The 22,971-nt window shown below is 50.7% G+C and carries 24 protein-coding genes; 5 read left to right on the top strand and 19 right to left on the bottom strand.

Annotated elements, in window-relative coordinates:
• Positions 1 to 3 precede the first annotated feature (3 nt).
• Entirely contained in the window at positions 4 to 510 is a 507-nt protein-coding gene (gene ssb, locus ACNA05_RS08890) for a single-stranded DNA-binding protein (protein ID WP_415811107.1), read from the bottom strand.
• A 159-nt stretch (positions 511 to 669) separates the two neighbouring features.
• On the opposite strand from ssb, the gene uvrA reads away from it, so the two are divergent.
• Entirely contained in the window at positions 670 to 3,546 is a 2,877-nt protein-coding gene (gene uvrA, locus ACNA05_RS08885) for an excinuclease ABC subunit UvrA (RefSeq protein ID WP_415811106.1), read from the top strand.
• Between the two features lie 27 nt (positions 3,547 to 3,573).
• Here the strand turns inward: uvrA and ACNA05_RS08880 are convergent, their stop codons facing one another.
• A complete protein-coding gene (locus ACNA05_RS08880; RefSeq protein ID WP_415811105.1) occupies positions 3,574 to 4,677 on the bottom strand; it encodes an energy transducer TonB in 1,104 nt (367 codons plus the stop codon).
• Between the two features lie 74 nt (positions 4,678 to 4,751).
• On the bottom strand, positions 4,752 to 5,738 hold the full coding sequence (locus ACNA05_RS08875) for a hypothetical protein (protein WP_415811104.1): 987 nt from the start codon (positions 5,736 to 5,738) through the stop codon (positions 4,752 to 4,754).
• A gap of 70 nt (positions 5,739 to 5,808) precedes the next feature.
• On the opposite strand from ACNA05_RS08875, the gene trmFO reads away from it, so the two are divergent.
• Positions 5,809 to 7,194: a methylenetetrahydrofolate--tRNA-(uracil(54)-C(5))-methyltransferase (FADH(2)-oxidizing) TrmFO gene (trmFO, locus tag ACNA05_RS08870; protein ID WP_415811103.1), complete on the top strand. Its 1,386-nt coding sequence runs from the start codon at positions 5,809 to 5,811 to the stop codon at positions 7,192 to 7,194.
• Between the two features lie 4 nt (positions 7,195 to 7,198).
• Here trmFO and ACNA05_RS08865 read toward each other — a convergent pair whose 3' ends face one another.
• Genes ACNA05_RS08865 through ACNA05_RS08855 form a run of 3 tightly spaced genes read right to left on the bottom strand, consistent with a single transcriptional unit; the run spans position 7,199 to position 10,578 of the window.
• Positions 7,199 to 7,702: a GDYXXLXY domain-containing protein gene (locus tag ACNA05_RS08865; RefSeq protein ID WP_415811102.1), complete on the bottom strand. Its 504-nt coding sequence runs from the start codon at positions 7,700 to 7,702 to the stop codon at positions 7,199 to 7,201.
• Positions 7,699 to 9,792, bottom strand: coding sequence for a DUF4401 domain-containing protein (locus ACNA05_RS08860; RefSeq protein WP_415811101.1), 2,094 nt, complete (start codon positions 9,790 to 9,792; stop codon positions 7,699 to 7,701). The genes ACNA05_RS08865 and ACNA05_RS08860 overlap by 4 nt, the downstream gene beginning before the upstream one ends.
• Positions 9,793 to 9,816: 24 nt before the next feature.
• Positions 9,817 to 10,578: a squalene/phytoene synthase family protein gene (locus tag ACNA05_RS08855; RefSeq protein ID WP_415811100.1), complete on the bottom strand. Its 762-nt coding sequence runs from the start codon at positions 10,576 to 10,578 to the stop codon at positions 9,817 to 9,819.
• 122 nt (positions 10,579 to 10,700) lie between these two features.
• On the opposite strand from ACNA05_RS08855, the gene ACNA05_RS08850 reads away from it, so the two are divergent.
• The 3 genes from ACNA05_RS08850 to ACNA05_RS08840 are packed head-to-tail and all read left to right on the top strand — an operon-like array spanning position 10,701 to position 11,721.
• Positions 10,701 to 10,907, top strand: a complete 207-nt coding sequence (locus ACNA05_RS08850; RefSeq protein WP_415811099.1) for a hypothetical protein — start codon at positions 10,701 to 10,703, stop codon at positions 10,905 to 10,907.
• A gap of 10 nt (positions 10,908 to 10,917) precedes the next feature.
• Complete coding sequence (gene sodN / locus ACNA05_RS08845) at positions 10,918 to 11,409, top strand: superoxide dismutase, Ni (protein WP_415811098.1); 492 nt, start codon at positions 10,918 to 10,920, stop codon at positions 11,407 to 11,409.
• A gap of 9 nt (positions 11,410 to 11,418) precedes the next feature.
• Positions 11,419 to 11,721 (top strand): S24 family peptidase, encoded by a 303-nt coding sequence (locus tag ACNA05_RS08840; RefSeq protein WP_415811097.1) that lies wholly within the window; start codon positions 11,419 to 11,421, stop codon positions 11,719 to 11,721.
• On the opposite strand, the gene secF is transcribed toward ACNA05_RS08840, so the two are convergent.
• The 13 genes from secF to rpiA all read right to left on the bottom strand — a co-directional run bounded on the left by secF (position 11,718) and on the right by rpiA (position 22,968).
• Positions 11,718 to 12,695 carry a protein translocase subunit SecF gene (gene secF / locus ACNA05_RS08835; RefSeq protein WP_415811096.1) on the bottom strand — a complete coding sequence of 326 codons (978 nt, stop codon included), beginning with the start codon at positions 12,693 to 12,695 and terminating at the stop codon, positions 11,718 to 11,720. The two genes, ACNA05_RS08840 and secF, sit on opposite strands and share 4 nt — an antisense overlap.
• A gap of 12 nt (positions 12,696 to 12,707) precedes the next feature.
• On the bottom strand, positions 12,708 to 14,321 hold the full coding sequence (gene secD / locus ACNA05_RS08830) for a protein translocase subunit SecD (protein ID WP_415811095.1): 1,614 nt from the start codon (positions 14,319 to 14,321) through the stop codon (positions 12,708 to 12,710).
• Positions 14,322 to 14,370: 49 nt separating this feature from the next.
• Entirely contained in the window at positions 14,371 to 14,694 is a 324-nt protein-coding gene (gene yajC / locus ACNA05_RS08825; RefSeq protein WP_415811094.1) for a preprotein translocase subunit YajC, read from the bottom strand.
• A 139-nt stretch (positions 14,695 to 14,833) separates the two neighbouring features.
• A complete protein-coding gene (locus ACNA05_RS08820) occupies positions 14,834 to 15,598 on the bottom strand; it encodes a lytic transglycosylase (protein ID WP_415811093.1) in 765 nt (254 codons plus the stop codon).
• Between the two features lie 108 nt (positions 15,599 to 15,706).
• Positions 15,707 to 16,531, bottom strand: a complete 825-nt coding sequence (gene tatC, locus ACNA05_RS08815) for a twin-arginine translocase subunit TatC (protein WP_415811092.1) — start codon at positions 16,529 to 16,531, stop codon at positions 15,707 to 15,709.
• Positions 16,528 to 16,947, bottom strand: coding sequence for a Sec-independent protein translocase protein TatB (tatB, locus tag ACNA05_RS08810; protein WP_415811090.1), 420 nt, complete (start codon positions 16,945 to 16,947; stop codon positions 16,528 to 16,530). The genes tatC and tatB overlap by 4 nt, the downstream gene beginning before the upstream one ends.
• Positions 16,948 to 17,003: 56 nt before the next feature.
• The gene (gene tatA, locus ACNA05_RS08805; protein WP_415811089.1) at positions 17,004 to 17,213 is read right to left on the bottom strand and encodes a twin-arginine translocase TatA/TatE family subunit; all 210 of its coding nucleotides are present in this window, start codon (positions 17,211 to 17,213) and stop codon (positions 17,004 to 17,006) included.
• A 101-nt stretch (positions 17,214 to 17,314) separates the two neighbouring features.
• Positions 17,315 to 18,067, bottom strand: coding sequence for an SMC-Scp complex subunit ScpB (gene scpB / locus ACNA05_RS08800; protein WP_415811088.1), 753 nt, complete (start codon positions 18,065 to 18,067; stop codon positions 17,315 to 17,317).
• Positions 18,067 to 18,888, bottom strand: a complete 822-nt coding sequence (locus ACNA05_RS08795; protein WP_415811087.1) for a segregation and condensation protein A — start codon at positions 18,886 to 18,888, stop codon at positions 18,067 to 18,069. The genes scpB and ACNA05_RS08795 overlap by 1 nt, the downstream gene beginning before the upstream one ends.
• Positions 18,885 to 19,895 carry a beta-N-acetylhexosaminidase gene (nagZ, locus tag ACNA05_RS08790; RefSeq protein ID WP_415811086.1) on the bottom strand — a complete coding sequence of 337 codons (1,011 nt, stop codon included), beginning with the start codon at positions 19,893 to 19,895 and terminating at the stop codon, positions 18,885 to 18,887. The genes ACNA05_RS08795 and nagZ overlap by 4 nt, the downstream gene beginning before the upstream one ends.
• Entirely contained in the window at positions 19,896 to 20,675 is a 780-nt protein-coding gene (locus ACNA05_RS08785; RefSeq protein WP_415811085.1) for an SPOR domain-containing protein, read from the bottom strand. It abuts the gene before it with no gap.
• Between the two features lie 152 nt (positions 20,676 to 20,827).
• Entirely contained in the window at positions 20,828 to 22,210 is a 1,383-nt protein-coding gene (gene gor, locus ACNA05_RS08780) for a glutathione-disulfide reductase (protein ID WP_415811084.1), read from the bottom strand.
• A gap of 53 nt (positions 22,211 to 22,263) precedes the next feature.
• Entirely contained in the window at positions 22,264 to 22,968 is a 705-nt protein-coding gene (gene rpiA / locus ACNA05_RS08775) for a ribose-5-phosphate isomerase RpiA (protein WP_415811083.1), read from the bottom strand.
• Between the last annotated feature and the right edge of the window lie 3 nt (positions 22,969 to 22,971).

Genomic DNA, 22,971 nt, shown 5'->3' with positions numbered 1-22,971 from the left:
AAACTAAAACGGAATTTCGTCGTCCAGGTCGAAGTTTTCCTTTGGCCCTTCCATGGCAGAGGCGGAGCGAGAGCCGCCGCCTTGGTTCATATTGCCATAGCCGCCGCTGTCTTGATTGTAGCCGCCGCCGGATGAGCGTCCGCCGCCTCCGCCGGAGCTGTTTGCGCTGTCAAGCATTGTGAGCGTGCCGTTAAAGCCCTGCAAGACAACTTCGGTCGTATATTTGTCGTTGCCGTCGCGGTCCTGCCATTTACGGGTCTGTAGCTTGCCTTCGATGTAAAGCTTGGAGCCCTTTTTGACATAGCGCTCTATCACGCCGACAAGACCGTCACTGAACACGGCAATATTGTGCCATTCGGTTTTTTCCTGACGTTGACCTTGCTTGTCTTTCCACTGCTCTGATGTCGCAATGGAAAAATTGGCGACTTTACCGCCATTGCCGAATGTTCTGATTTCGGGGTCTTTGCCGACATTCCCGATTAGGATCACTTTATTGACTGAGCCTGCCATGTTTCACCTCTTGACGTTTTTGTTCTATTTATGTTCTAAGGCCTTGGGCGCGACTCTGCAAGAGCGCCCGGCACCTGACTTGTATTGAAGGGATGGGCAACCTAAGTCCACAATGAGGCGTAGAAAACCTGTTAACTCTTCCGATAATTGGACGACTTCATGGCCATGCTAAAATCCATTCAGGTTCGCGGAGCCCGCGAGCATAATCTAAAAAGCGTCAATGTGGATTTGCCGCGCGACAAGCTGATCGTCATTACGGGGCTTTCAGGGTCCGGAAAGTCTTCGCTCGCCTTTGATACGATCTATGCCGAAGGACAGCGACGCTATGTAGAAAGCCTGTCGGCCTATGCGCGTCAGTTCCTGGAGTTACAGGGCAAGCCTGATGTCGACTCTATCGAAGGTTTGTCTCCCGCCATATCAATTGAACAGAAAACAACGTCAAAGAACCCCCGTTCAACAGTCGGAACGGTCACGGAAATTTATGATTATATGCGCCTTCTCTGGGCGCGGGTGGGCGTCCCCTACTCACCCGCGACAGGTCTGCCGATTGAGAGCCAGACTGTCTCGCAAATGGTTGATATTATCATGGCCCTGCCTGAGGGCACCAAGCTCTACATCATGGCGCCCTTTGTACGCGGACGTAAAGGGGAGTTTCGGAAAGACCTCGCCGAGTTTATGAAGCAAGGCTATCAACGGGCAAAAATCAACGGTGAGATAGTCCGAATTGAAGACGCCGAAGCGCTTGATAAGAAATATAAACATAATATCGATATTGTGGTTGACCGTGTCGTCGTTCGCGAAGGGCTTGAGACCCGCCTCGCCGACAGTTTAGAGGCGAGTTTGCGTATTGCCGACGGACTGGCAGCGGCGGAATATGCCGATGATCCGGAAAAACGTATTCTCTTTTCCGAAAAATTCGCCTGTCCTGTCTCCGGATTTACCATTTCCGAAATTGAGCCACGACTTTTCTCCTTTAACAACCCTTTCGGCGCCTGCCCGACTTGTGACGGTCTGGGCAAAGAGCTCAAATTTGATGCCGGATTAGTGGTGCCGGATGAGCGGAGGTCGCTCGCGGGCGGGGCCATCTTGCCATGGTCGAAAAAGCCGGACGGGCTTTACATGCAAACTTTGAAAGCACTCGCCAAACATTATGATTTCAAGGTCGATACGCCGTTTGAGAAGCTCTCGGCTAAAGCGAAAGAGGTTGTTCTGTTCGGGACCAAAGGCACAAAAGTCGATTTTCATTATAAGGACGGCAAGCGATCATATAAAACCACCAAGCCTTTTGAAGGAGTCATTCCAAACCTGCAACGTCGTTACCGCGAAACGGAATCGACCTGGGTGCGCGATGATCTCGGCAAATATATGTCGGATTCGCAGTGCGACGCCTGCGGCGGCAAACGCCTGCGACCTGAATCCCTTTGCGTGAAAGTTGCCGGAATGGACATTTCCGAACCCGGCGATATGTCCATTCAGGACGCTTATACGCGTTTCAAGAAACTTGGCACTGAACTCTCCGACAAAGACATGGAAATTGCAGAGCGCATATTGAAAGAAATTCGCGATCGGCTGGAGTTTCTGAATGCTGTCGGGTTGGATTATCTCTCGCTCGGGCGCGGCTCCGGCTCGCTCTCAGGCGGAGAAAGCCAGCGTATTCGCCTTGCCAGCCAGATCGGTTCCGGCCTGACGGGGGTTCTTTATGTCTTGGACGAACCGTCTATCGGTTTGCATCAGCGTGATAATTCACGGCTTTTGGAAACGCTCCAGAATCTTCGGGATCTGGGCAATACAGTCATTGTTGTCGAACATGACGAAGAGGCCATCCTGACCGCTGATTATGTTGTCGATATGGGTCCCCTGGCCGGCATTCACGGCGGTGAAGTTGTTGCCGCTGGCACGCCTACACAAATCAAGAAATCTAAGGATTCCCTGACGGGCAAATATCTGACGGGAAAAAAGGAAATCGAAATTCCGACAAAACGCCGCAAACCAAATAAAGACAAAAAACTATCGGTCAAAGGCGCGACGGGCAATAATTTGAAAAATGTGGATGCCGACTTCCCCCTCGGACTGATGACTTGTGTGACAGGCGTATCCGGCGGCGGGAAATCAACTCTCACGATTGAGACACTTTATAAGGCCGTCGCGAAGCGCCTGAACAAATCCTCTGTCCAGCCAATGCCCCACAAATCCATTGACGGTTTAGAGCATTTGGACAAGGTGATCGATATTGATCAATCGCCGATTGGGCGGACGCCGAGGTCTAACCCAGCCACTTATACGGGGGCCTTTACTCCTATTCGGGATTGGTTTGCCGGGCTGCCCGAAGCCAAAACTCGCGGCTATAAACCGGGGCGTTTCTCCTTCAATGTCAAAGGCGGACGCTGCGAAGCCTGTCAGGGCGGCGGCGTTATCAAGATTGAAATGCACTTCCTCCCCGATGTCTATGTGACCTGTGATGTGTGCGACGGGGCGCGCTATAACCGTGAGACGCTCGAGATCAAATTCAAAGGCAAATCTATCGCTGATGTCCTCAACATGGATGTCGATGAAGGCGCAGAGTTTTTCAAAGCGGTGCCGACGATTCGGGACAAGCTAGTGACGCTGCAACGCGTCGGACTTGGATATTTGAAGGTCGGGCAGCAAGCGACGACGCTCTCAGGCGGTGAGGCACAACGCGTGAAGCTCGCAAAAGAGCTGTCCAAACGCGCGACAGGCCGCACGCTTTATATTTTGGACGAGCCAACGACAGGCTTGCACTTTGAGGATGTAAACAAGCTACTCGGCGTGCTAAATGAGCTGGTTGGTACCGGCAATACGATGATTATCATCGAGCACAATCTCGACGTGGTCAAAACCGCCGACTGGATTATTGACATCGGCCCAGAAGGCGGTGACGGCGGCGGAGAGATCGTCGCGGTCGGTACGCCGGAAGACGTCGCTAAGGTCAAGGAAAGCTGGACGGGACGCTATCTCGGCCCGCTATTGGACCGCGATGACAAGCGGAAATCCCCGAAAGCCGAGGCGGCGGAGTAAGTTTAAAGCCTAAGTGGGCTAATTTAATCAGTAAAGGATGTTTCCTGAGGCGTCTGTCAATCGGTATCTGATCGTTGAGATCAGGTCCTGACGGTCTGCGTCCGTTTCTCCAGCGACACGAGCTGTATATCGCCAACCCTCCAAAGATTTCAGCGATGCTTCTTCGTAGAGATCTTCAGGCCAAGAAATCAGGATTTCAGGGTTTATGATCCTACCTTCATCATCTAGGTCAAATTCAACAATTGAATAGCCAGAGACATAGGCATCACGGGGCATTTTCGGCGGTTTGCGCTTAATCGGCTTTAGCGCTTCGTTCCTAGGTTTGTCATATGGCCAGCACTGACAAAGCCCTTTTTGCTCGGCTTCCTCTAGCAATCCTTCCTCAGACAACCTCGAGCGCATGTGAGACCAACGCCCTAATGCCTGAGCGGATAAGGGGTGGTCTTGATCGAGTTTACCGTCAATTGCCTCCATCACCTTTTGGTATTCGAGGGCGGCATCCATGACATTGCCTTGGCCTTCCTCGCCAAAGCCAGAGTACAAAGTGGCCATCAATGGCTGAATGCTGACAACACCGTCCGTGGCGGATTCAAACGCTTTCATCGCGGCTTCAGACGTTTCCTCTGTTTTCTCATGGTCGCCTTTTCGAACATACCATTCGGTCTTCAATGTGAGGGCTTCTCCATAAAAAGTTGAATTTGTCAGGCCGTTTTCTTCTGCATATTTCGCAATGTTTTTGGCAGTGGAAAACATTTTCCGCCAATCGCCATAAGATTTATAGTAATTTCCCAGCCGGATGCTTCGATCCAACCAGGTAATGGGGGCCTCTTCGCCGTAATAGCTTGCCAGCTCCATACTACGTTCGAAGGCATCAGCCCGGTTTTTATCTTTCGCATCGCTCGTAATGTCAGCAAAGTTTTGTGCCAGATCGCCGGTAAGCTTACTGTCTCCCAAAAGCTTTTCAGCTTGTTGCCAAGCTTCGTAGGAATGCTCTCGGGCTCTGTCCGCATCGCCTGCCTTCAAAGCCGAACGGTATTCTTTATAAGGCTTCATAATTTCAGGCGGAGTCTTTGCAAAGGCAGCAGTTGATAGCCCAAGCGTAACGACCAACGACATTAGTAATGACTTCATAAACCCTCCTGATGAAAACAACTAAACGTCAGATTGCAGGGCGTCAATCAAGCTATGTCAATCAAGCTATAAAGTCACTCAAATGCCTGCGCGGGATCGTCGCTGTGCCACCAACGGACGGCATAGGCCGAGACGCCGGCTATCCAAAGAATCCAAGCTGAAAGGGCGGCGGCCATCATTGTCATCGCAGCAATACCCAGGACCATATAAAGTGGATTTGAAAATCGGTCGATTGTCGCTTCGATGATTGGACGCGGGTTCTCTCCGCCAAATCCGGACAGCGCCGTCAAGAAATCCGGATTACCGGACACCAGCAACATGCCAATCAAACTAACCACATAATAGCCGATATACCCGCCAATATAGACGACCAGATATACGCCGAACAGAGACCAGAAGCGATGTTTGGTCACCTTTCTGGTAGCCAAGACATGTGTTTTCCCGTCAAGAGCGGTCAGGGCCGCAGAGGGTGCAAACCGTATCGGGTAGGCAATCATAACAACAAGCAAGGCGAAAATACCAGTAATTGCAACCAAAGCTCCTAGAGGGGCAAATAATAGCCCGAATACACCGCCGATAATTGTAATCGCCAGCAACCCCAAAATATAGACAGCCATATAAAGAGCGTAAAATCCAATCTGCGCCAGAAGGTTTCGCCCCGCGTGAATATCCAGCCTGATAGGAATCCGCGCAGGCTCTGCCCCTAATAAATATTTTCGGTATAAGGCGCTTTCGCCCATAGAGGTGGTTACCATTAAACCAATTACGAAAAGGAGAGTTGGGAGAGCGACTTGCCCCATGGCTGCCCAGAGGGCCATACTTACATCTTCTGAGGATTGACCGCTCATGGTTTGCTGGTTCACGCGCCAGGACGCTTCTAATATATCAGCATAATGCGGAAGCATTAAAGGCTGGCAGATCATCAGCACGACCAATATCGCCGCGCTGTGCCACACCCAAAGGCGTATGGCATAGTTTTTTCCGTCCGACGTATTAAACCACGCTCCGGCGGCTTGTCCGAAATCAAACGGGGTTGTCGGTTTTCTCGACTCAATTTTCATGCTGTCCCTCCTGCCATGCGACTCGCTTGTCACATTGCATCTAGGACAGTCCTGCCTTATGGCCTCGCCCATGGTCAAGGCAGTACATATTATCGGCGCGGGATTAGCAGGGTCGGAGGCGGCGTGGCAGTGCGTTTCGCGCGGCGTCCCCGTTATTCTTCATGAAATGCGCCCGAAGCGCATGACGGAAGCGCATCAAGGGGGCGGCTTTGCGGAGCTTGTTTGCTCAAACTCTTTCCGCTCTGATGACAAGCACGGCAATGCTGTCGGCGTCTTGCACGAGGAAATGCGGCTTTCAAACAGCCTGATTATGGGCATGGGTGATATGACCAAGCTTCCGGCGGGCGGCGCGCTTGCTGTTGACCGGGACAAGTTTTCCGAAGCTGTGACCACAATCCTGCAACAACACCCGTTAGTTACTGTCGAATACGGCGAAGTCAAAGGCCTGCCGCCGAAAGAGTGGGGCAATACGATTATTGCGACAGGTCCCCTCACCGCTCCGGCATTGGCGCAGGATATATTGCAAACAACGGGCGAAGACAGCCTCGCCTTTTTCGACGCCATTGCCCCGATTGTTTACAAGGACAGTATCGATTTTGACATTGCGTGGATGCAGTCGCGTTACGACAAAAAAGGCCCGGGCGGCGACGGCGCGGATTATATCAATTGCCCGCTCGATAAAGAGCAATATGAGGCCTTTATCGAGGCGCTCATTAATTCCGATCAGACCGAGTTTAAAGACTTTGAGAAAGACACGCCTTATTTTGAGAGCTGTTTGCCGATTGAAGTCATGGCCTCTCGCGGCGCCGAGACATTGCGTTGGGGACCGATGAAACCCGTCGGCCTAACTAACCCGCATAATCCAACCGTAAAGGCCCATGCAATTGTGCAGCTGCGTCAGGATAACGCCCTTGGCACGCTCTACAATATGGTCGGTTTTCAGACGAAGATGAAATACGGCGCGCAGGCAGAGATATTCAAAACTATTCCAGGCTTGCAAAAGGCGGTCTTTGCGCGGCTCGGCGGTATACACAGAAATACCTTCATAAACTCGCCTAAGCTATTGAATTCACAACTTCAGTTGAAGGGCCGGGAAGACATTCGCTTTGCGGGTCAAATCATGGGAGTTGAAGGCTATATCGAAAGCGCCTCGTTCGGATTGATCGCGGGCCGACTCGCTGCAGCGCAAGCGTTGGGACAGACCATGGATATGCCGCCGCGTACAACCGCGCTCGGCGCTCTGATGGAGCATGTCACGGGCGGGTTTATGGACGGACCAAAATCCAAGTTTCAGCCGATGAATGTGAATTTTGGCCTATTCCCGCCTATGGAAGAAGAGATTGTCTATAAGTCTCCGGATGGAAAACGCTTGCGCGGTAAAGATAAAACGCGGTTCCGTAAGGGGCTTTTGGCCAAGCGAGCGCTTAACGACATTCTACCTTGGGCGAAGGCTTAGAAGACTAATCTGAATCAGGGCGAAGGGTTTTGAACTTTTCATCCGCCAGATTGACCAATATGGCTTTTCCTGCTGGAGAGACTTTGAACACACCGTATCTGGCATTCTCATAGGTCTGTGCTGTGCCATTTTCGAAATAAAAACGCGGCGCGCCGAAGGTCAGACTTCTATTCGTGCGGGTGTAATTGAACCTTACTTCATTAGAAGAAATTTTCGCTTTTGAATCAAGATGTGAGAAGCTGCCGACGTTATTTTCATTCAGCGTCATGACGAAGGCCCCTTTTGGAGGCAGGTCGTCTATGTCCCTGCCCTCTGGCACACGCTCTTCGGTATAACGCAGGCGCATATAATCGCCGAGCATGAGCGCGCGCGGGTCAACGGGTCGTAAGTCCAGATAGACAGTTTGTCCGTCGTCTCGCACTTTGTTCAAAGCAATAATTTGGCTGCCAAATAACCAGGCGATGAACGCTGTGGTGATAAGGATAATGATGAGGCGAATGATTTTCATGTCAAAGCCTCCTTATTCTGATGTCGGTTCGCGGCGTACCAAACGCCTAGAAAGACGACGCCCACCGCCATTAAAATATAAGACTTCGTACCGAGAGAGATCGAGAGTTCGTAATAGAACATGTAGAGGTAATAGATTTCCAGCAAAACGCCGAGAATGGCAAGAGTTCTATGACCGAGTATATACCCGGTTAAAATCAAAAGTAGCGCACTCGCCCCGCCAAAGGGAAACAGCCCAATGACAATAAGAAGAGGTGCCAAGACGAAAAGTGGAGGCCGCCACGATTTAAACGCCGGGTTGGTGACGTTCAAATACACTATCGCCGCTGCTGCAATTATGACACCCGCAAAAGAATAGGTATAGCGGGAAAACTCATAGCCTTCTGTCGGGTTTCCAAAGCCAAACACACCGTCAAACCCAAATGAGAACGAGGCCAGAACTGGATAAATCAGAAACGCCGAGGCCGCCGCCGTCAGAAGGCGCTTCTTCAAGACGCGGGTGAGAAAAACCATAGCAAGCCCTGTGGCGAAGACCACGAGGATAATATCGAAATATGCTATATTGAGGTAATAACCGAGATAAAAATAGAGCGTGCCCATCGCGATAAGGGCTGACAAAAACTCAATAATTGCGTCTCTGACAAAGGCAATATTGAGTGCGGTTAAGATTAAAACGGCAAAGACCGGGATACCCCAGTTTAACGCCGACCTTTGTTCCAGGGCCAAACCGATTCCGCCGATAAGCATCGCGGCCCCCACCATGAGGAACGTGTTCAAGAGGTGACGCAGATAGCCCTGATTTGAGTTGCTACGTAAAATGAGCGCTCCGATATAAACTGTCAGGCCTGCTATAAGCAAAGCGACGCCAAAGTTTTCAAAGTCTAAAAAAGAAGAAAAGATAAGTCCGAAAAAAGCGACTCCGAACCCGGCTGTTATCATGCCGGCCAAGGCTAAAAACATCTCTATATACCAAGGGTTTTCTTTCGCTTCGATATCCTCTTGGAGGGCAGATAAGTCATTTTCAGGAATTGCGAGGGCGCCTGAGGCCTCTGCGAGTGATATGTCGCGCGGCGTTTCATCTTTTTCTGCAGATGGATCCACGGCCGTATGTGTGAGCCGCATATAATGTTTGAACAATGCCCCTAAGACAATGGTTATTCCGATAAAGATTAGGAAAACCATCAAGATGACGCCTGTGTGCCAAGTGGAATCTTGAAAGAGTTTTAGAACCATCTGGACGATCATGGCGGTCATAGTGAAGGTCACAATTGAGAGACCTGCAAGGGTTGGCCGAAATTTATACAAATAGAGACCCAAGCCCAGAGCCGTTAGAAACGCAACCGCGCTCAGTCCGTAAGACAAGGCTTTTAATGCGTCACTCCGCCAGGGCCAAAATGTTGATGTAAAAGCGGTCACGAGAAGAACTCCCGAGATAGCAATCAAGAAAAGTCGAAACCATGATCCCCTCACCCAAGGGTAAGTCGGACGAAGAAATTTATCCAATATAAGCACAGCCGCCGCGCTGAACAGAGCCGCGACGAGAATGAGCATGTCGGCTGCCAGTGGCTGACCTGCGATATAAAACCCTGTCTCGGCATAAGCAAACATGGCAACGATCGCGATGACGATCCACACGGCCCAATGCGCCAGATTGCGCGAAACAGCCGCAAAAGACAAAGTCATGGCCGCCCAGAGAACAAAAGGCGTATGGAGTAAAGCGGGGGTTTGATAGACTTGCCCGAACACGGCAAACATCACGCCGACCAGAACCGTCGCAACAATGCCGAAGCTCTTCCCGGCGAGGCTGTCCAGCCCAAGTGTTAACCAGAGCAAAATGCTCAGACCTATTCCGCTTCCGACGAGACCGAATTTCAAATTATCAGGCAACCCAAACCAATTATGCGCAAAGAAAAAGATTACGCCAGCAAGTATATGACCGACCGCCAGCGCGAACAGCGCCCGCATGGCCCAACTTTCCCACCATTGCCGATCCCGAAAGGTTTCCAGAGCCGAAAGGTAGTTGTCAGAGGTCAATTTGCCCTGATGTACAAGAGGGCGCAAAATGCCTGCCTCTACGCGTTCTGACGTCATTCCCACTCCCTCTGCGGTTTTGAATCAGACTTTGCCTCTCAAGGCTGCAATTAGCAAGCGGGACTGTTTGGCGAAGGCGGTATAGGTAACGGCTTCGGTTTTGGGATCAAAGCTCACTTTGGTTAGCCGCTTGAGATAAGGCGGTATAAGAGCTGTATAAGCGATAGCAGGGAAAATATCTGTCTTCACGCCGCCCATCCCGCGTTTTGCCAGATCGTATTGATTTTTCGCCGCCTCGCAAATCTCGTCGAACGATACCGCGCTTAACATGGATTGATGATAATAAGGATAAGCTCGCGCCAGTCCGGTTAGCCCCCAAGAGGTGCCTGCCTGTTCGACCGTTCCATGCGGGTCGGCGCCGAGAATTTTGACGGCGATCTTCATCAGAACCCCAGAGGTATTGGCGCTATAATCCTTTGCCTCTGAGAGGGTTTCAAACGGTCGGGGATCTATGTCTCTCTCCCGTCCGTCTATAAGCTGATCAATCCAGAAACGCGGCACGTCATAATCCAAAAGGAGCGTCCGCAGCGGCGTCGTGATTTCGTGTTTACGGACGGCGTCGGTTTCGTAAATCTCGGCGACGGCCTCCCGCCACCATTGATATCGGATTTGCCCAATCATAGGCTCGCTGACCAGTTCGGGCACTTTCGCGAGCTCCAAATGAAACGCATAAAGGAGCATGAGTCGGCGGCGGGCATCTTCCTGCGCAAAGTAAGCGGATCGCACCCGATCGGCATCGGCTTGCTTTACCCTCTCGGTCACGTCGTCATGCAACTGAAATGTCATCAAATAATATCCAACGTTTTACGTTTTCGCGCGTAAGGTTAAATGTGCCCCTTGTGGTTAAAAACCATAGGCCCTACACTCAATGGGTACATTAGTTTCAACACGGAAGAGAGAGTGTTTCTATGATAAAATCAGCAAAAATTGCAGCGGCCACAGCCGCTCTTACAGGATTTGCCTCACCGGCCTTCGCCCATGGCGGACATGTTCATATGACCGGTTTCGAGCAAGTCATTCATTTCTTGTCCAGTCCTGTTCACGGGGCTCTCACAGCTATTGTTCTGGCAGGTCTAGGCTATTTCGCCTTTAAAGCCCTTCGTAATCGTTCGTAAGGAGATTTACATGTTACATAATTTAGTTTCAAAATTTGATAATAAAATCGAAGGGGCATCTGCTCACTGCGATATTCCCTGCGGTATTTATGATGCGCGCATCGTAACTTATTACGCAGTGTCTACGCTCCGCCAGATGGATATTCTTCTAGGCCTTAAAGACAAAGGCCTGTCCGATACAGCGTTTGCTATGCAAGCCGCCCGTAACACGGCCAAAAAAGAAGAAATGGCCGAAAACACAAAGCACCAGACTCGCATTATCTGGGGTGACTTCATGAAGGGCGATAAGCTCGAGAAGCATCCAAATGCGCATGAACTGGCTCATAACATCATGCTCGCCGCTTCTGCTTGTAAACAGGACCTTCACCGCGAAGACGGCGTGAAGCTCGTTGATGCCTGCAATGAATTTGCGGAAGTTTTCTGGGACATGAAGGGCATTAAAACGAAAAAGGTTGTTTGCCCTTACGAGCCTAAAGTCGAGGTAGTCGAACCTGACCTCTAGGTCAAAACCGTGTTTCGCCTAATTCGTGTGGAGGGAGACAGCATGTCCCCTACCCTCGTAAACGGCGATTACATCCTTTCTAAAAAACCCCGGTCGCAGAAAAAGCTGCGGGCGGGGTTTATTTATGTCTTAGAACATGATCGCCTGGGCAGGCTTGTGAAACGCCTAAACCGACGGGATGAGTCCGGGCTTTGGTTTGCCGGAGATAATCCGCACTCGACGCCGTCTGAGAAAATCGGAGTCCAGCCCTTTGACGCTGTCACAGGGCGAGCCCTACTGGCGATAACGCCAAAAGGCCTTCGAAGGCTCTAAGCCTCCGCCTTTTCCGGATTTCCGGTATTGACGCCGCGTTTCAGGTTCAAAATCAAAAGAAGCGGTGACGCGACAAAGATGGACGAATATGTCCCGACGAAAACCCCCCAAATCATAGCGAATGAGAAGCCGCGAAGGCCCGCTCCGCCGAGGAAGTAGAGCGCAAACAAGGCCAAAAGGGTTGTGAAGGATGTCAATATTGTACGGCTGAGAGTGTCATTTATCGACAAGTTCAGCAGCTCGGGCATGAGCATCTTTTTATATTTCCGCAAGTTCTCCCGAACACGGTCATACACAATCACGGTGTCATTGAGCGAGTAACCCACGATGGTTAGAATCGCGGCAATGATAGAGAGGTTGAATTCGATCTGCGTCAGACTGAAAACTCCGATCGTCAGTATCACGTCATGGAAAAGCGCTAAAACCGCGCCGAGGCCAAACTGCCATTCAAATCGAAACCAGATATAAGCAAGCACCATAAATAGCGCCAAGCCGACGGCTAATGCCCCTTTGGTACGAAGCTCGCCTGAGACTTTTGATCCAACGACCCCCTGGTTGTAGATGCTAAACGTTCCAACATTCTCGGTCAGGCCGGCTTTAACTTCAGCCAAGGCATCCTGTTGTGCAGTCGCGCCTGTTTCTTCCGTTTCCGGCTGGAGTGGAATACCGACCCTGACAAATTCATAGTCCACGCCTTCCGTCGAGGGAGGCGCGATGTTTTGAACAGTCGCGCCGCTATAACCAAGGCTGACCATCGTATCCCGAATGGCATCTGGCTCCGGCTGTTGTCCAAAATCCAGCTCGATCACCGTCCCGCCTGTAAAGTCAATTCCGTAATTCAGACCACGTGTCGCAAAAAGGAAAATCGAAGCGATAAGTGCCAGCACGGAAAGAATTCCGGCGAAAGTCCGAAGATTAATAAACGGAACCTTTGAATCCATAGGCAGGATACGAACGAGAGAAATATCTTTCATGAGTCGGCCCCTCTAAATCGGCAATGTTTTAGGACGTGAACGGCGCAGCCAAGTAGCCGTCAATAATCGTGCAAAAATCACAGCGGTGAATACACTCATGACAATCCCGATAGCGAGGGTCACCGCGAAGCCCCGAATTGGCCCGGACCCAACAAAGTAAAGCGTCACAGCCGCGATCAAAGTGGTGATGTTTGCATCCAAAATCGGCGCTAATGAACGGCGGTAACCGGTTTCAATCGCATTTACAGGCGGGCGCCCGACATGGACCTCTTCTCGAATACGCTCGAAAATCAGCACATTGGCATCCACAGCCATACCGATGGTAAGGATAATACCTGCAATCCCCGGCAATGTTAGCGTCGCGCCAAATAGAGACAGCGCCGCCGCGATAAGGATGATATTCACCGACAGAGCCAGGTTAGCAATCGTACCGAAGCGTAGGCCGTAAGACAGCCACATAAACAATCCGACGCCGACGAGGCCCAAGATAGAAGCGATTTTACCGGCTTGAATTGAATCGTTGCCGAGTTCCGCACTGACAGTCCGTTCCTCAACAATAATAAGTTTTGCTGGCAAAGCACCTGCATTCAAAAGCAAGGAGAGATCGCGCGCGCTTTGAATTGTAAAGCTGCCTTCAATAAAACCTGAACCGCCGGGAATAGCGCCGTTAATACGGGGGGCGGTGATGATTTCATTGTCCAAAACAACCGCAAATCTCTGGCCGATATTTTGGGCTGTCATATCGCCGAACAGACGCGCGCACTTAATATTAAAGTTGAAGTTCACGATGGGATAATTGTTTTGAGGGTGCAGACCTTCGGAGGAAGACTTCAAACATTCACCGGTAATGCGCGTGCGTTTGTCAACAATCAGACCACTAAAGCCGTCTTGCATGGGGAAATAGGCCGCCCCTGGAGGAACGCGGTCATTTTCGACAGCCGCGCGTATCATCGCATCACTGTCCGATTCTTTGCGAACCAAATGAAAAGAGAGGTTAGCCGTCTTGTTAATCCGGTCTTTGATTTCATCTATATTTTTTGCACCGGGAATTTGTAGCAAGATACGGTCATCCCCTTCCCGTGCCAGCGTCATTTCCGTGGTGCCAGTCGGGTCAATACGGCGGCGCAAAACATTGATGGACTGAGCGATAGTTCGCGTCTGTATGGCCTCAATATTGGCCTCTGTAATTTCTACTCGGAAGCCTTTATCCCCCTGTTGCTCGACGGAGGTTGTTCGCTCTTGGTTCAAGGAGGTCTGATCAATCAGTTCTGATTGTGACCGTAAAACCGACATTGCCGCGGGCATATCCGCCGCATCGCGAAGTCGACCGACAACGGCATTATCTTCTACACGGATAAATTCAGCGCGAATCCGTTCATCGGAAAACCCAATCCGGATGTTTTCTCTTTCATTATCAAGCGCTTGTTCCATGACGCTCGTCAAGTCTACTTCGAGGAGCATATGCGCGCCGCCTTGAAGATCGAGACCCAAATTCAATGTACGCTGCATGGGCGCCGGAAGCTTCGATCTGACATCAGATGGCAGGGCATTCGGCAGAGCGAATAAGATCCCCAACAAAACGGCGCCAAGAATCAGAGTAACTTTCCAGCGGGAGAAAAACAGCATTGTCAGACCCTAAATAAAACGCCGCGACAAGTCGCGGCGGAGTTTAAAACTACTTTTTGTCGTTTGCGGCGACCGTCCGGTTTCGGACATCTGCAATCATGGTGCGAATGACTTTGATGTCGTTATCGCCAAACGTAACCGTTAGCTCTTCTTCGTCAACACGCTTCACTTTTCCGACAAGACCGCCATTTGTGACGATTGTATCACCCCGGACGATTTCGGATAGCAGTTGTTTATGGGCTTTTAACCGCTGATTTTGTGGACGGATAATCAAGAAGTAAAAAATCAAACCGATCAGAACGAAAGGTAAGATAGAGCCTGCGAGTTGACCTAGGCCGCCTGCGGGCGCGGATTGCATTATTAATGCGAACATATTGTGTCCCCAACAAAAAAATCGAATAGCTAAATTAGTGTTTTTCTTCTGGGCCTATATAGGGACGTCAGTTTTGATTGCAACGAAAAGGGGCGGCAAAACTGTAGTGGCGCCCCTTTTCCAAAACGGAATGGTTGGTTTAACGCGTGAGGCAGTGACCTTCGGGAAGGTTCAGTTTCTGCCCGGGCTTTAAAGTGCTGGGGTCGGAGATATTATTCGCCGTCGCCAAGTCTTCAATCTTCACGCAGGAGCGGCGGGAAATGCTGTATAACGTATCTTTTGGCAGGACTGCATATACAGCGTTGGTTTCGGCTTGAACGGGCAGAACGACACGTTTCACGGCTTCGGGTGAGGTCTTTATTACGCCCGTATCTTTCACTGGAGCCTGAGCTAGAACAGGCTGCGACGTCTCCGTATTTAAGGAGAGGGTTTTGCTTTGCGAAGGGATCATTAAGGTCTGCCCTAAATCAATCTTGTTCCCAGTCAGGTCGTTAGCTGAACGGATATCAGAGATTTTGACGTTATAACGCTTTGAGAGATTATAAAGCGTCTCCCCTTTCTTGACGACATGGGACTGGTTCACGGAAGCATTTGCTTTAACGGCTTGAGCTTTCCCAGGTGTTCCAGGCGTCTGTGCAGCGCCCGTCAGTGCTCTCGTTGCGTCTTGGACGCCTTGCCGATAGCCGCGAATTCGGGCCGCCTCTTCGATAACGCGTTCTAGCTCAGCATCAGAGACAGTCCCTTTAGTTTGAACAGATGTCTTTTGAACTTTTTTTCCGGCGTCCAGGCTCCCATAAACCCGGGGCTTGAGTTTATCCTGATCCTGAACTGAATCTTGAGCCAACACGGCTGAAGAGGCAAAGAGAAGAGACGTTAGTGTCGTGGCGAAAACTAAACTGCGCATGGGCCTATCCTGTAAAAAGCGGCTTTAATTGGCAATTTATGAACAATCAGGGTTAAAAAAGAGTTTCGAAACATTAAAATGCTTAAAACATTTAGCAAGCCGTAAGGCTTATTTTTCCGCTTCGGCTTGTTTTTTTTCCAACAATTGGACGGAGAAGATAGAAATTTCGTAGAGTAAGTAAATGGCGGAGCCGAGGACAAGCTGTGTAATAGGGTCCGGCGGAGTTACGAAAGCAGCAAATACAGCTATCCCAAATAATGCGTATTTTCGGGCGGATTTTAGCTGTTTCGCCGAGACAATTCCGACGCGACCTAAAAGCGACAAGATGACTGGCAGTTGGAATGATAATCCAAAAGCCAAAAAGAGAGTCATAGCCAGACTGAGATAATCACTGATTTTCGTCATCAGATCAATTCGCTGACCTTCTCCAATCGCTTGTTGGTTGAGAGCAAACTCCATCACATAAGGGAACACAAAATAGAAAACGAGCGAGGCTCCCATGATGAAAAGGATCGGCGACACGATGAGAAACGGTAGAAAAGCGCCCCGCTCATTTTTGTATAAACCCGGCGCAATAAAACGATAGATTTGATACGCAAAGACTGGAAAAGCCAAAACAATTCCGCCAAATAAAGCGATTTTTAATTTCACGAAAAAAGTTTCGAGAGGGTGCGTTGCAATCAGTCCCAGGTCGAGCTCGGGAAGCCTGGCTTCTAATTGCGCCGCATTATACCGGACAACCGCTTGTTCAAATGGCCACATTAAGCCTTGAATGATCTGCCTTAGAAACGGAATGCAGGCAATACATCCTAGCACAAGCGCTAGAACGCATCGAATGAGGCGTGAACGAAGCTCTAAAAGATGCTCCATAAGGGGTGCGCGGCTGGCATCGACTTCATCTTCTTCAGAAGCAATCTTTTTGACGTCACTCATTCAGCAGAATCCGTCTTGTTTTTCAAATCCCGCTTAGGTTCAGGCTCTGGCTTTTGACCGGACTCAAGTTCCGGCGTCGTTTCCGGCGGAGTTGTCTTTGGGTTCGACTTGGGTTTCGGATTAACAGCGTCGCGAAGGTCTCTATCCAGAGATCTCATTTCTCCGTCCAGACCGCCCGTCAGACTATCTACAGACCCCATTTTCTTCAGGTCTTCCAACTCTTTGCGCATTTCCGCAATCTCGTCTTCAGCCCCCATTTCATGAAAGGCGTCTTTAAACTCTTGCCCTAACCCCCTGACTTTGGCCATAAAATTGCCGAACGAGCGCATAAGTTTAGGTAAGTCTTTTGGCCCGACCACAATAATGGCCAGAAGCGCAAGCACAATCATTTCTGCGAAACCAAGCTGCGGAAGCATGGAAAATCCCTATGGGTTCAGGGCCTCAGGCCCATTTGGGAGCCTCAGTTGAAGGGCTATTTGGACGACTTCTCTTTTTTAGGAGTGACATTAATTGCATCTTCCGAAGCGTCTTTTTCTTCTTCGGTGCCGTCTTTCAGGCCTTTTTTAAAGCTGGTAATGCCTTTCCCCATATCTCCCATGATAGAGCTGATTTTTCCGCGACCACCGAAAACCAGTACGGCAATGACGAGAATAATAATAATTTGCCAAGGGCCCAGAGCCATAACTTTATCCTTTATTTGCCTTTAGCTTAGCGCCCTGACTAAAAAGGCGCAACAGAAGGAAACTGTGTTCATTCACAAAATTCGAGGTTCGCGTCTAAGTCCTAATCCTCGTCATCCTCTCCCAAGAAGTCTTCGAAGAAATTCGGATCCTCTGTTTCCATTTCAAGGGGATCTTCGTCGGTGCTTATGTCGTCCATCATTTTCGGTTCAGGCATTTCAAAATCCTTGGGCAAGCGAGGATCAAGAAGGCCCGCCGCTTTGAGATCGTCCCGTCCCGGTAAATCCGTAATAGTTTCCAAATTGAAATGGCCCAAAAACTCATCCGTTGTACCATATGTTACAGGGCGACCCGGCGTGCGTCGACGCCCGCGCAGTCTAATCCAGCCGAGTTCCATCAGAACGTCTAGCGTGCCCCGGCTCACCGCAACACCGCGAACATCTTCAATCTCGGCTCGCGTAACGGGTTGATGATAAGCAATAATAGCCAAGGTTTCGAGCGCCGCATTGGACAATTTACGCGGGGCCTCTTTCACATCGGTAAGATGATGTTCGAGATCAGGCGCTGTTTGAAACCGCCAGCGATCCGCCACGCGAACCAAATTGACGCCCCGACCTGCATAATCCCGAGATAAACGCGCCAAGAGAGCCCCGACATCGGCCTCTTCCGGCATTCGGTCTCTGAGGGTCTTTGTGTCAATCGGTTCAACGGCGGCAAATAGGAGCGCTTCGAGTAATCGCAAATCAGATTCTACCGCCTCAACGTCGCCGGATGGTTTTAATCTGTCACTGATCTGGACGATGCCGCTTTCGATACCGTCCTTGGCACTTTCCACTCTATCGGATGAATTGGACATCAGCTTCGTTCTCCCTGTCTGGAACGGACAAAAATTGGTGAAAACACCCCGGATTGACGAAGTTCAATATCGCCCTCTTTCGCTAATTCGAGGCTGGCGAGAAGGGAGCTCGCCTTGATGGAGGCTGTGGGCACATCTACGTCAAGCTCCGTGTTTTGCGGCAGAAGCCCTTCTAACGCCGTCCACTCTTCCAGTGAAGCACCAGAATTTTTGAGAGCCCGGCGAAGGCGTTCACGCGCATCCTCAAGGCTCAGGACTTTGGGCTTAGGGAGTTTGTGATTTTTAAACGCTGAGCGAGAGCGGGACGTCCCGTAAGCTTGTAAGAGATCAAAAATTTCGGCTTCGTATAGTGGTGAGGTACGGGAGCGCAGGCCTTCGGGCATACCGCGTTTGTGAACGTTTTGTCCGACTTGCGGCAATCTGAACAGGCCTTCCGCGGCGGCGCGCATAGCGGCCAGACGTTCCAGACGAAACGCGAAGTGAGCGGCCATTTCCTCGGCTTCCATTGTGACTTCGCCCTGCTCGTCTTTTGGCAAAATGAGCTTGGACTTTAAATAAGCCAGCCACGCCGCCATCACCAAATAGTCGGCGGCCAATTCAATCCGCAAGTGTTGGGCGGATTTAATGAAGGCGATATATTGCTCGGCCAGCTCAAGAATAGACAGCCGGGCCAAGTCTACTTTTTGTTTGCGCGCCAACTCAAGCAGAAGGTGAAGAGGGCCTTCATACCCCTCAATGTCGAGGATTAGTCCCTCCCCCTCGTCAGAGGCATCTGTCGCTGCCTCGAATTCGAGGTCTTCCTGAAACTCCTCGGCCGTCATATGAGACTGCCCATGAGGCCATTAAATTCGGCTTCGGCAGATTTTCGATCAAATTTGGTCAAGGAGTCAGCGCAGTTTTCAGCGACAGCAGCCCGTCTATATGCGGCGGCTTCGAGGCGCCCTGCCCCTTTGGCGACCTCGACCATATCTTTCATCTTACCGGAACATTGCAGGGCTATATCGCAGCCTGCTCCGAGAGCGCGTTCTGTTTTGCGGGTTAGGCTGCCCGTCAGGGCCTTCATATCCAAATCATCACTCATGACCAGCCCGTCAAATCCAATCGCGTCGCGAATGAGGTCTTTCATCCCTTTCTTCGAGACTGTCACGGCGGTTTTGGAATGGTCCAGATAGACCGCATGGGCGGTCATCGCCATGGGGGCGTCTTTGAAGGCCTGAAAAGGGAGAAAGTCGCTGTCTCGTAGAGTTTTCAGGCCTGTTGAGATTTTTGGCAACGCTTTGTGGCTATCAACTTCGGCGCGTCCATGGCCGGGAATATGTTTAATAACCGGGGCAACGCCGCCCATCATCAAGCCTGCCATACAGCTATGGGCCATATCGATAATGGCGTCGAGACGCGTTGAAAATGCTCGGTCAGATATGATGGGATCTGCCTCTGGCTGTGGTAAGTCCAGAACCGGCGCGCAATCCGCCGTAATGCCCAGTTGGCGCAAATCATCGGCGATGAGGCGGTAAGACAGAAACGCCGCCCGCCGCCCCTTTGCAGGCTCCCTATCGTATAAATCACCAAAACGAGAGGCTGCTGGATAGGTGGGCCAGTGCGGGGCTTTCAAACGTTGCACACGGCCGCCCTCTTGGTCGACGAAGATCAGGCAATCCCGACCCACAGACTCTCTAAGCTGCGCGCAGAGTTTTTTGACCTGCTTCGGCGTTTCAATATTCCGAGAAAACAGAATGAACGCCCAAGGGTCAGAGTCGCGAAAAAAGGCACGCTCGCTTTCGGTCAAAACAGGACCTGAAAGCCCAAGAATGACGGAAAGAGGCGACATTTATTTTGTCGTCACGAAACAGGCTTGATCAGAAGACTTGAAAGAATTGCAAAGTGAATTTGCGGCCGCCTTGTCAGCGAGGCCTGCAACGCGCGTTCGGAAATAAATCCCTTTTTCCTCCAGGTTTACGCGCTTGATGTCTACGTAAACACCCGCGGGCAGCAAAGAAGAAAAGCGGGTTTCCAAATCAGACCAGACTTTCTGAGCATCCGCCTCAGAGCGAACAGACGCGACTTGCACAACGTAATTGCTACTTCCAGACTGTGGAGGGGCGACGACAGGGTCTTGAACCGGTGTGGAAGGAGGCGTTTCTACTGGTTCGCTCGGCGCCGTATCAGATTGTCCGGCCGGCGGGTCCAGTTGAATATTTGCGCCAGACGGTTGATCCTCGGCAGGCGGCGTTTCAACCTGCTGATTATTTTCCGGGAGCGTGATAGGGATTTCAGGAGACTGCGCCTCTGTAACAGTCTCTTCCGGCGATTCGCCGTTCATGACATCGAACACGCCGCGATCCTGATCAGGAACCTGCATACCTTCTTGATCTTCCGGCGTTACTTTGAACGGCGTGTTTTCCGCCGTAATCAAAGGCGGCGTATCCCGGTCGCGGGTTCCCGGCTGATAAAATTTCAAGAGCAAGAAGGCGATCGCCAATAAAACAACGGTGCCTATCAAGAGCTTTATCAGGCCCTGACGGCCGGAACTGTCCCGCACGTCAAAGGGCGTGAGGGTTTCATCCTCTGTTTCCATGTCCGGGGAAAACTGATCCTGATTTGAAGTCATTTTGGTTCCTCTCCCCAATCTTGCGCTCAATAGCGTCTTAAACGAATCATGGAGCCCTTCAATTTACTTTGGAAGAAGAGGTCATGATTATAAAGTCGTGACTGTATAAAACCCGTTGTTAAACCTTCGTTAAGCGCAATATTCGGGTGAAATTATGTCACGACTGTCGTTTTATTCGGTTCACGCGGCTTCAATGTCACAATTTCTTCCGCTGTCGTCGGGTGAACGGCGCAGGTCAGATCGAATTCTTCTTTGCTAAGGCCGGCTTTCACGCAAATACCTAAAGCTTGAATGATTTCAGGACTGTCATCCCCCAGAATGTGAATCCCGATGACGGTTTCCTTCTTGCCTGTTGTGATCAACTTCATGAAAACTTTTTGGGGTTTGTCCGCCAAAACATTTTTCATTGTCCGGAAATGTGTTGAATAAATCGTGACATCATCCCCGTGTTTTTCTCGTGCTTCCGGTTCAGTCATACCGACGACGCCAATGGGCGGCCGAGTGAATACGGCGCTGGCGACGTTGGTGTGGTCATAGGCCGTTTTCTTGCCGTTATACACCGTGTCAATGAAAGCCACTCCTTCGCGAATAGCCACAGGGGTTAAATTGACGCGGTCGGTCACATCTCCAACAGCGTAAATGTTGCTCTGAGATGTTTTCGAGTATTTATCGACCTTTACCGCGCCGTTTTCCGCGATCTTCACCCCGGCGTTATCAAGACCAAGCCCATTGGTGTTCGGCTTTCGCCCTGTTGCCATAAACACCAAATCAGTACCGATCTTTGACCCGTCATCGAAAGAGACAATATAGCCGCCTCCGGTTTTCTTTATGGCGGTGGGTGATGCATTAAACTTCGTTGTGATGCCGTTATGCTCTTGAGCGGCGCCGACTTCATCGCGGATCTCAGGATCAAAACCGCGCAGCAGACGGCCACCACGATAAACCTGTGTGGTTTTACAGCCTAGCCCAGCATATATCCCCGCAAATTCGCAGGCGATATAACCGCCGCCAATAATCACAACACGTTCGGGGAGTTCATCAAGGGTGAAGGCATCATCAGAGACGATAGCGTGCTCGATCCCTGTGATCTCGGGGACCCACGGACGTCCACCTGTCGCAATAAGAATTTTTTCGGCCGTGACTGTTTTGCCGCTGTCGCACAGTTTCAGGGTATGAGCGTCGACAAATTCAGCGCGCTCCCGAAAAACTTTCGCGCCATTCTTTTCCAATAATGTAGAGTAGATACCGGATAATCTTGAGACTTCTGTTTGTACAGAGTCACGCAACGTCGGCCAGTCAAAATTCACGTCCTTCAAATTCCAACCAAACTTTTGCGCGTCTTTAATCGCACCCCCAAAATCAGCTCCGTAAACCAAATACTTTTTGGGGACGCAGCCGCGTACCACACAGGTTCCGCCCGGCAGGCTTTCCTCTGCCACGCCGACTTTTTTGCCAAGCTGGGCGGCCAGCCGCCCGGCCCGGACGCCGCCGGAGCCCGCGCCAATAACAAACAAATCAAAATCATAATCACTCATAAATATCTCTCGGAATTTATTTTCAGGTTCACCCTATATAGGGAGGGGTGAGCTTAGTTTTTCGCTAGCTCCATAACTTTTGCGTGATCGACCTCGCCTATAATAATCGTATCGGCAAGGTCAATGAAGAGGCCATGTTCCATCACGCCCGGTATAGAAGAAAGGGCCCTGGCTGTCTCGACAGGGGAAGGAATATGCTCGCACTTGCTATCGAGGATCCAGTGCCCGCCATCTGTCACCAACGGCCCGCTCCCGTCCTTTTTTTGCCGCAAGACGGTTTGAGCTTCGCGGCAGCCCGTGCCTTTTAAGGCCTGATATATTTTATCCGCTGTCATTGTCAGGCCAAAGGGGTCGACTTCAATCGGGAGCGGAAATGCCCCTAAATTTTCAACCATTTTTGTGGCGTCAATAATCACAACCATTTTTGCAGAGGCATGGGCGATTATCTTTTCTCTTAACAGACAAGCCCCGCCCCCTTTAATCAAGGAAAAAGCCGGGTCGACTTCATCGGCCCCGTCAATCGTCAAATCAATAGAAAGAATTTTGTCCGCTTCAATCAGCGGAACGCCCGCTTCTATTGCGCATTGGGCTGTCCGATCAGAGGTCGGAATGCCCTGAACCTTCAATCCGCCGGCAACCTTCTCGCCTAGTTGTTCAATAAAAATTTCGGCGGTCGAGCCGGAGCCGAGACCAAGCGTCATTCCGTCTTCGACAAATTCAAGCGCCGCGAGGGCTGCGTTTTCTTTCGCCACATTCATACG

This window comes from Litorimonas haliclonae, assembly GCF_965138505.1.
Taxonomy (GTDB): Bacteria; Pseudomonadota; Alphaproteobacteria; order Caulobacterales; family Maricaulaceae; genus Litorimonas; species Litorimonas haliclonae.
This window is presented reverse-complemented; position numbering and strand designations above follow the sequence as displayed.

What these genes read in the sequence shown, in the direction of transcription:
- ssb (WP_415811107.1), bottom strand. Translation starts at nt 510, where the DNA reads ATGGCAGGCTCAGTCAATAAAGTGATCCTAATCGGGAATGTCGGCAAA.
- uvrA (WP_415811106.1), top strand. Translation starts at nt 670, where the DNA reads ATGGCCATGCTAAAATCCATTCAGGTTCGCGGAGCCCGCGAGCATAAT.
- ACNA05_RS08880 (WP_415811105.1), bottom strand. Translation starts at nt 4,677, where the DNA reads ATGAAGTCATTACTAATGTCGTTGGTCGTTACGCTTGGGCTATCAACT.
- ACNA05_RS08875 (WP_415811104.1), bottom strand. Translation starts at nt 5,738, where the DNA reads ATGAAAATTGAGTCGAGAAAACCGACAACCCCGTTTGATTTCGGACAA.
- trmFO (WP_415811103.1), top strand. Translation starts at nt 5,809, where the DNA reads ATGGTCAAGGCAGTACATATTATCGGCGCGGGATTAGCAGGGTCGGAG.
- ACNA05_RS08865 (WP_415811102.1), bottom strand. Translation starts at nt 7,702, where the DNA reads ATGAAAATCATTCGCCTCATCATTATCCTTATCACCACAGCGTTCATC.
- ACNA05_RS08860 (WP_415811101.1), bottom strand. Translation starts at nt 9,792, where the DNA reads ATGACGTCAGAACGCGTAGAGGCAGGCATTTTGCGCCCTCTTGTACAT.
- ACNA05_RS08855 (WP_415811100.1), bottom strand. Translation starts at nt 10,578, where the DNA reads ATGACATTTCAGTTGCATGACGACGTGACCGAGAGGGTAAAGCAAGCC.
- ACNA05_RS08850 (WP_415811099.1), top strand. Translation starts at nt 10,701, where the DNA reads ATGATAAAATCAGCAAAAATTGCAGCGGCCACAGCCGCTCTTACAGGA.
- sodN (WP_415811098.1), top strand. Translation starts at nt 10,918, where the DNA reads ATGTTACATAATTTAGTTTCAAAATTTGATAATAAAATCGAAGGGGCA.
- secF (WP_415811096.1), bottom strand. Translation starts at nt 12,695, where the DNA reads ATGAAAGATATTTCTCTCGTTCGTATCCTGCCTATGGATTCAAAGGTT.
- secD (WP_415811095.1), bottom strand. Translation starts at nt 14,321, where the DNA reads ATGCTGTTTTTCTCCCGCTGGAAAGTTACTCTGATTCTTGGCGCCGTT.
- yajC (WP_415811094.1), bottom strand. Translation starts at nt 14,694, where the DNA reads ATGTTCGCATTAATAATGCAATCCGCGCCCGCAGGCGGCCTAGGTCAA.
- ACNA05_RS08820 (WP_415811093.1), bottom strand. Translation starts at nt 15,598, where the DNA reads ATGCGCAGTTTAGTTTTCGCCACGACACTAACGTCTCTTCTCTTTGCC.
- tatC (WP_415811092.1), bottom strand. Translation starts at nt 16,531, where the DNA reads ATGAGTGACGTCAAAAAGATTGCTTCTGAAGAAGATGAAGTCGATGCC.
- tatB (WP_415811090.1), bottom strand. Translation starts at nt 16,947, where the DNA reads ATGCTTCCGCAGCTTGGTTTCGCAGAAATGATTGTGCTTGCGCTTCTG.
- tatA (WP_415811089.1), bottom strand. Translation starts at nt 17,213, where the DNA reads ATGGCTCTGGGCCCTTGGCAAATTATTATTATTCTCGTCATTGCCGTA.
- scpB (WP_415811088.1), bottom strand. Translation starts at nt 18,067, where the DNA reads ATGTCCAATTCATCCGATAGAGTGGAAAGTGCCAAGGACGGTATCGAA.
- ACNA05_RS08795 (WP_415811087.1), bottom strand. Translation starts at nt 18,888, where the DNA reads ATGACGGCCGAGGAGTTTCAGGAAGACCTCGAATTCGAGGCAGCGACA.
- nagZ (WP_415811086.1), bottom strand. Translation starts at nt 19,895, where the DNA reads ATGTCGCCTCTTTCCGTCATTCTTGGGCTTTCAGGTCCTGTTTTGACC.
- ACNA05_RS08785 (WP_415811085.1), bottom strand. Translation starts at nt 20,675, where the DNA reads ATGACTTCAAATCAGGATCAGTTTTCCCCGGACATGGAAACAGAGGAT.
- gor (WP_415811084.1), bottom strand. Translation starts at nt 22,210, where the DNA reads ATGAGTGATTATGATTTTGATTTGTTTGTTATTGGCGCGGGCTCCGGC.
- rpiA (WP_415811083.1), bottom strand. Translation starts at nt 22,968, where the DNA reads ATGAATGTGGCGAAAGAAAACGCAGCCCTCGCGGCGCTTGAATTTGTC.